This window comes from candidate division KSB1 bacterium (assembly GCA_022562085.1).
Lineage (GTDB): Bacteria > Zhuqueibacterota > Zhuqueibacteria > Oceanimicrobiales > Oceanimicrobiaceae > Oceanimicrobium.
Window position 1 is genome coordinate 1 of the sequence record JADFPY010000232.1, and the last position, 7,264, is coordinate 7,264.

Annotated in this window: 10 protein-coding genes; 2 read left to right on the forward strand and 8 right to left on the reverse strand. The window is 40.1% G+C overall.

From position 1 onward, the window contains the following. Positions 1 to 137: 137 nt before the first annotated feature. Together IH879_16315 and IH879_16320 are read right to left on the reverse strand one after the other, a co-directional pair. Complete coding sequence (locus tag IH879_16315; GenBank protein MCH7676490.1) at positions 138 to 488, reverse strand: hypothetical protein; 351 nt, start codon at positions 486 to 488, stop codon at positions 138 to 140. Positions 489 to 533: 45 nt separating this feature from the next. Further along, on the reverse strand, positions 534 to 1,751 hold the full coding sequence (locus tag IH879_16320; protein ID MCH7676491.1) for an ISAzo13 family transposase: 1,218 nt from the start codon (positions 1,749 to 1,751) through the stop codon (positions 534 to 536). 318 nt (positions 1,752 to 2,069) lie between these two features. On the opposite strand from IH879_16320, the gene IH879_16325 reads away from it, so the two are divergent. After that, positions 2,070 to 2,255: a hypothetical protein gene (locus IH879_16325; GenBank protein MCH7676492.1), complete on the forward strand. Its 186-nt coding sequence runs from the start codon at positions 2,070 to 2,072 to the stop codon at positions 2,253 to 2,255. Positions 2,256 to 2,516: 261 nt separating this feature from the next. After that, positions 2,517 to 3,032, forward strand: a complete 516-nt coding sequence (locus IH879_16330; protein ID MCH7676493.1) for a hypothetical protein — start codon at positions 2,517 to 2,519, stop codon at positions 3,030 to 3,032. A gap of 5 nt (positions 3,033 to 3,037) precedes the next feature. On the opposite strand, the gene IH879_16335 is transcribed toward IH879_16330, so the two are convergent. The 6 genes from IH879_16335 to pilM form a co-directional block, all read right to left on the reverse strand. Next, complete coding sequence (locus IH879_16335) at positions 3,038 to 3,445, reverse strand: response regulator (GenBank protein ID MCH7676494.1); 408 nt, start codon at positions 3,443 to 3,445, stop codon at positions 3,038 to 3,040. Between the two features lie 8 nt (positions 3,446 to 3,453). After that, the gene (locus tag IH879_16340; protein ID MCH7676495.1) at positions 3,454 to 4,800 is read right to left on the reverse strand and encodes a hypothetical protein; all 1,347 of its coding nucleotides are present in this window, start codon (positions 4,798 to 4,800) and stop codon (positions 3,454 to 3,456) included. 17 nt (positions 4,801 to 4,817) lie between these two features. Beyond that, positions 4,818 to 5,309 carry a hypothetical protein gene (locus IH879_16345; protein ID MCH7676496.1) on the reverse strand — a complete coding sequence of 164 codons (492 nt, stop codon included), beginning with the start codon at positions 5,307 to 5,309 and terminating at the stop codon, positions 4,818 to 4,820. Next, entirely contained in the window at positions 5,309 to 5,866 is a 558-nt protein-coding gene (locus IH879_16350) for a hypothetical protein (protein ID MCH7676497.1), read from the reverse strand. The genes IH879_16345 and IH879_16350 overlap by 1 nt, the downstream gene beginning before the upstream one ends. Before the next feature lie 8 nt (positions 5,867 to 5,874). Then, positions 5,875 to 6,498, reverse strand: coding sequence for a hypothetical protein (locus IH879_16355; protein ID MCH7676498.1), 624 nt, complete (start codon positions 6,496 to 6,498; stop codon positions 5,875 to 5,877). Between the two features lie 3 nt (positions 6,499 to 6,501). Beyond that, positions 6,502 to 7,264: pilus assembly protein PilM (gene pilM / locus IH879_16360; protein MCH7676499.1), on the reverse strand; the 763-nt coding region annotated here is incomplete at its 5' end.

The following is a 7,264-nucleotide window of genomic DNA, read 5'->3' on the forward strand; positions in this document are numbered from 1 at the left end:
GAGAAATGTTTTGATTTTGAAAGGCATGACTGTCTATCGCCAACCAAAAATTAAAACAACATTTCGCATTTGTAGGAAAGATAAATGGGTCCAATCTACGAAGGTACAACTATAGTGGAAAAGTTCAATTCGGATTATTATTTCAAAGATGAAGAATTAAATCTTACCAAAGTAGCCCAATCGATTTTGCCATCGACACAAAAATTTTGACTAAATTCGAAAGTGAATTTATTATTTATTTGAGCATATGCTTCTACGAATTCTTCATTCCTTTCCTTTGCTTTATATCCAAGTGGCTTTATTATATTTGTGTAAAGGTTCTTATCTTCAGAGATAAACTCCCAAAATCTTTGACCACAATACTTTTGATAGTCGCCTTTTTCTGGCCGATTATCTCTTCCATAACAACAACCATTTACTGCTTGAATGTGCAATTGAGAATTGCTGGTTCTAAGTACTTTAATTGCTTTCTTAAAGTTGTCTCTCATTCGATTTATTTGACTACTATTTCCCCAGTTAGGGATTTGATCGAATTAACCTTGCCAACTTCCACTGGGTCTGATTTCGTAATTCCAGTCGCCTCGAAACTTATTTCGAATGAGCGAGAGTGCGTCCATCTGTGACTTGGTGATGGTAATACCAGTTGGATATTTTCTTTTATCAAGTTTAGCTTTGACTCTAAGACCTTTGGTCGTTTTGGTATTGCCGATGAGATCCACAATCGTTTCGAATGTATTCAAAAGTTTCCCTCGCCAGTTTTGTGTGATGTAACAGAAAAGGCGGTGTTCAATTTTATTCCATTTACTTGTTCCTGGCGGGAAATGACTAACACGGATACAAAGATTGGTTTCATCAGCGAACCTCTGCAGTTCTACCTTCCATGCTTTTATTCGATAGCCGTTGCTTCCCCCTGCATCTGCTGTAATAAAAAGATTCTTGGCATCAGAATAAGCTCGCTTACCCATATTTAGCCACCACTGCCGAATAGATGCAACAGCGAAAGATGGCGTATCGTGGTCAGTTCCAACACTAACCCATGCTTCATTGCGGCTCATATCATAAACGCCGTAGGGGATAGCCTTTCCTGTTGAGTCTATTGGAAAATCATGTACCAACGACTTCTCGGGTGTTCCTTTCGGTTGCCATTCTTGGCCACTATTCTTAAAGTTACCCACTAATTCCTTTTTCTTTGTATCCACTGAGATAACAGGTTGACCGCTCTGTTGAAATTCCTCAACAGTCGCGTTGATGTACTCAAACTGAGCATTCCTATCTGGGTGCGATAAACCCTCTCGGCTCTTTTGGATGGACTGCAGGCTATAGCCGAGTTCATGAAGATATCTACCCACTGTCGTTGAACTTATCTTCCAGCCCTGCTTCACAAGGGCCGCTGAAAGCTTTGCTCTACTCTTACATGTCCAACGCAATGGGGACATAGGATTACCACGAGTCAAAGGTTCGACCATACCCTCAAGTGCCTGCATAAGGCCCGGTTGGGTCTTGTCTAAATTTTGACGTCCACCGCCTGGTTTGCGTATTCGAGATCTTACCCCAACCCCGCTTTCAATTTCTCGACGTCCATTGCGGATTGTTTGACGGGCAATTCCTGTAGCACGCGATACCAGTGCATCTCCACCGTAACCAATCGCACAAGACTCTGTCGCAGCCCAAACCCGACGGCCGCGTTCATTCAATTCCGCCGAAATTGTTACATACTTCTCTACGATGACCGCTTCCAATTCTGTGTCCATTTTCATGGCACAAAAATAGTGTTTTAAAAATTAAGATGGAAATATTATTTTGGTCAGAGTCCTTAAACCCGTAAAATGACTGATTTTAGAGCATGCATGGTAGTTTATCGTATACTTTTATCTATCTACTACAATTAAACTTCCAACTGCCTTTTAAGACGATTCGTCTTCAATATACTGTTTATAAAAACTTTATGTTTTCATTAGAATTGTACGATAATTTAACACTTCAGAACAGAAAACTGGTTCGCATTTTGCAATTAACAAAAACAACTTTGGAGGATAAATCGTTGGATTATCAAGAAAGGAGAAATCGCCATGCTTGACCAACATTTCAATTCTCGCGAAAATTCAGCACATCACGAATGCAAATCCCACCGTGAAGGCGACTGGCTCATTGTTCGCTGCACCACTTGCGAAGATTATGAAAGAAGATATAATTGGCGCACCGGTGAAATCAAGTCACGCCAGATAAGTTACAATATTTATCAAAATAGTTATTAGATGTATCAAAAAGCTTTCAGCTATCAGCCTTCAGTTTTAAAAAACTGCAGTGACACAGTCAATGAACTCCAAATAGAACTCCTCATTTTGGAGTGAAAGGACTATGTCATTTAAAAGCCTGTCAATTCATTCTAAGGCGCATACTTAAAAAAAGCTGAAAGCTGATCGCTGATAGCTTCATCATAAAATTCGTTTCACATTTACTGTTTTACTTTTTTCTGTTTTCGGCTACGCCAGGCTATGAATTATTAGGAGACAAACATGCAAATTAAGTCAGGTACAGTTGGCTATGTTAAGCTAAACACCAAATGGTTCAAATGCATCGTCTTAGGTCAGGTGGGCGTTACTTTGGGGGTTCGGATTGCACCGCAGTTATATGGACGATTGGTTCACATCGAACAATTCCTTCCCGAGAATAAATTTAATTGCCTGGGCTACACCAGCTCCGACAAACTTTCGTGGCGGCATAGAATCTGGAACGCTATTGAATGCAAGATTGAATACTTCAAATACAAGTTAAGACCGAAAGACCGAAAAAAACTTGAACTGGGAGGGATTGTTTTTGCGGGAACGATTGGCTGGGCCAAAATTTACTCAAGCGGACTCATCTTCTTTAGAAAAAGATGGCGGCGTTGTCTGGTTTTGAAGCACGAAAACAGCAAGCTTACACTTTGCTGCTCCCCCAATTTATCAATTGTCAGAGTCTACCAGGAAGATTTCTTAGCAGTTGATGTGGAAAGTAAAATACGTGTAAAAAAATACGAACATTATTGCTAGGTTTTTTACCTAACAGAAAAGACGTCATCCATACCGGTATTTTTAAGACTCTTCACCGTCACAGAAAAGATATCCAATTTGTTTAGCGGTTTAAACAGGTAGGTATAGGCGCCTTTTTCGATTGCTTCACGAACCAAGTTCCCATCACTGTAAGAGGAGATCATAACAATTTGTGTTTTTGGCTGGAGTTTCTTCCAACGTACCAGAGCTTCTATTCCACCCATCTCCGGCATTTTTATATCCAAAAACGCGATGTCGATTTTATGGTTTTCTGCTTCTTCGATCGCACGTGCGCCGTTTGGAACCAAATAAAGTTCATAGCGCGGATCTTTAATTATGGCACGGAAATAACCCAAAATATCCGGGTCATCATCTGCAACTAAAATACGGATTTTACCATTTGAATCGTTCATCGAACCTCTTACTTGAAATTTTCACGCATCTTTTTTCTTAACTTAAAATCGTCCTGAAAATGCTGTGTTTCGATTTCATCCTCTAAGATAAACGGAGTTATAAAAATAATCAGCTCAGTTTTAACTTTAGTGGATTTCGTGCTTTTAAATAGCCACCCCAATAAAGGTATATCTCCTAAGATCGGTACTTTTTTCTCATTCTTTATTAATGAATCACGAATTAACCCGCCGATAACGATTGTTTGTCCGCTCCTCACTTTTACTTTTGTGGAGGCTTTTCTGGTTGAAATAATTGGCGTGCCGTCAGGGGTAAAGCCATTTTGAAAATCCGCTTTTGGTGCAACTTCTAATAAAATAAACTCAGAATCGATGATGTGTGGTTTAACTACTAACTGAACTGTCGCGTCCTTAAACTCAAACGAGGTGACACCAAATTGATTTAGCTTCTTAAATGGAATTTGATCACCCACTTCAATGACGGCTTCCTGGTTGTCCATTGTCACGATTCTAGGTCGAGACAATAAGTTCACATTGTTTGTCTCAGCCAACGCATGCAACACCGCCTCAATATCTGTATTCAAAATACCAATTCCGAGCCCGGAACCAGTAGGGAATGGGACTGGAACCGTCTCCGAGCTTTCAGAATTTTCACCGGTATTAGCTGGATTGAAAGTCAACCCAAAATCTGAGCCCACTTTACCCTGGAACGACCTGAAATTAGCATTCTTCCAAAGCCACTCAACCCCAAATTCTTTATCATCCGTGGCGGACACTTCCACGATTTCAGCCTGGATATAAACTTGTTTGGTCGGCCGGTCAAGCTCCTCGATCAACTTTTCCATTTGCAGAATGGCTTCAGGAGTCCCCTTGATAATGAGCGTATTGGTTCTTTGATCAGCTATAACCGCACCAACATCACTAACAATACTGGTCAAAATTTTTACCATTTCTCCAGCGTCAGCATATTTGCAAGCAACATTCTTTACTATGGTGCGGTCTCCTATTCTTTTAGAGCTGGCCACGAACCAAACATTGCCTGCCATTGCTTTATATGCCAAATTATTCGTCTCTAAAATCACGCTGAAGGCGTCCCGGGGTGTAATATTCTGCAAATTCATGTTGAGCATCCGATTGTTAACTTCTGAACTCAACAAAAGATTCTTTCCAAGACGGTTACAAAGCATTTGCAGGGTATTTTTCAGGGAAACGCCCTTCAAGTTCAGGTTAATACGCCCGCGCTTGCCATTTTGAACCGCCACGTACTCTTGGGTCCCGGTTACAGTCGCAGTCGAGCCGACTATCATTTGGAGAAAAAATATGCCAACAAAAAATTTAATCCTGAATAAAGTCACCATTCTTCCTAAACACTTATTTAACCACTTTCATCTTCAGGCAGGTGCAAAACAATTTTCCCCTTTGGAGAAAACAGGATGACCTGCTTTTTGAGAATTCGTTTTACTCGAAACCGGCCCAACATATTTCCAACCTGAACGACTTCTCCACTGATCACAGCCGATGGGAATTTATTGTGCCATAAAATACCTTTTAATTCTAAGTCACCTTGGTTGAAGCTTTTTTCCCGCCCTGACAGAGAGTTTGTACTTGAGTGTGCATCCGGCCTCACAAACGGATCCCTCTCTAGTACCGGCGCCTGTGTGGACTCTCCGGATTTAAAATTATGGTTTGTCTGCTGGGGTTCTTTTAATTCATTAAACAATCTAAAATAAGAGTTATCAATCCCAAGATCACTACCCTGAAAGAGACGGTCAACCAGAGTATGGTCCAAAAGCTGAAGTCCAATCAGCATGAGGAATGTCAACCCGACAGTTAGAGATATTAATTTTTTGATATTTACTTTTGCCATTATTTGTTCTCAACAAGCAAAATAAATTCCATTTTACCATTCAAAATATTCTGAGAAGAATTCTTGTTATAGATTCTAAAATTTTTGACAAATAAAAGCTCCTCCCATCCTTCCAATCGGTTTAGATAAGAGAAGAGCTCTAGAATCGTTCCAGTAAAATTTACATCGATTGCAATAAGGTTTGATTTCTTTTCCTGACGTTTGATTTTGGTTCTAACGGTTAAGCCAGCACTCTCCGCTGCAAGTTCGAGTCTGGAAACAAAAGCCGGGATTTGTGCATTGGTCAGGTGACTTGAAGCGATTTGTTTTTGTTTTTCATTTAAATAATCAACTTGCTGTTGGAGAGATTTACTAATTCCAGACATATCAGTCGATTTCAATTGAATGTATATCTCTTGCATCTCTTCTAAATCACGTTCAGCGGCTAGCACCATTTCTTGACTTGGCGACAGGAAAAAATAGTTAAGCGCCAAATTGCCGGCCACAAAAACAGACAATGCAATAAATAATGTTCTCTTTTTAAAAGCACGAAAAAAAACTTGTAATCTTCTAATCATAGCTTTTGTTAAAAAATCTCATTCAACCAGGAAAAGGTCATTTCAAAATTATGCACATATTTGTTTTCAATTTTTCTAAATTTCATTTCGTCGAAGTTCAACTGGCAACTAGCCAGAGAAAATGGTTCGCTTTTCTGAATCACAGACTGAAATTTCGGCAGTGCGCCTTCTTCATTTAGAAATAAACTACCCCTAACAATCATTTCTTTCTTAAAGCCGGGTTTCTTCTTATTGTTATCGGCAAAAACCTTCTTACCAGTAGTAGAAAGTCGAACTTCAGTTAACCAGAAATCCGGCGGTATCTTCACAGCCAACCTTTTCAAACATTCGAGAATGAAACCGGGTTCAACCGTTGATGCGTAAACTTTGTCAAGACTCTTTCTGCTTTTATTCATTTCTTGAAATAATTTGACCGCTTGTCGAAATTGTGGCGAACTGTCGTCGATCTCGACTTTTAATTTGTTCATCTCTATATTATAAGTCTCGATTAACGATTGATTGTTCTGATATTGTAGGAACATTAGTAAGATTGCCATCGCCCAGGCGAATGCGTAAAATAGAGTCGCACGTTTTCGGATCTTATCGTTTCTCTCCAGAGCCACCTCATTAGCTATAAAATTAATTTTAATCAAAACCTAATTCCCTCTTAGAGCACAGCCAATTGCCGGTATTAAATATCTGCCACTCTCTAACTGATTTCTTGTAAGCTCTTTATTTCCGCCATTGGTAAATTGTAGAATTGGATTCCATATCCTGGTCTCGATCTCGAAAGCCTGCTCAAAATTCTCAGCCAGATCAGCCAGCACGAATCCGCCGCCGGAAAGATAAATTTTATCAAATTTCAATATCCCCTCTTGTGTCTGAATATGTCTCATACATTTCCGAACTTCAGAAGAAAAATTCTCAAAATTGGCAGGATGAATTTGTAGTGGAGATAAATTTTGTAAGAAGTCCAGATCAGTCCACTTAGACTCATCTCCTGCCGCCACCGAGGTCTCTACTTTAGAATTTGTCATCTCAGGGGTTTGCTCGTTAAGCTGCTCGGCTCCCAATTCTATAACATGGAAAAAAGGCGGTCTGCCGGGAAGAATGATAAGACAGATTGAATAATGATCACTCACCTGCACAATCGTCGTCGGTCCAAAATCCTTCTCGGAGAAATAGTAAAAGGCGTTGTAAACCCCCAGCGCATCCAAATCGAAGACATTTGCTTTGAGTCCGGCCCGGCTGATAATGCTCTTGTATCGTGCAAAGACTTCATTTTGAATGGCACAAACCAGCAAAGGTATTTTGTCATCCTCGCTGCCTTTGTCCTCCAGTTCGCAACAGGCAATTTGCATGTCGTCTAAACTCTGCTCCGTTACTTGTCTCAGCTCTCTGCGGATTTTATCGAACAAT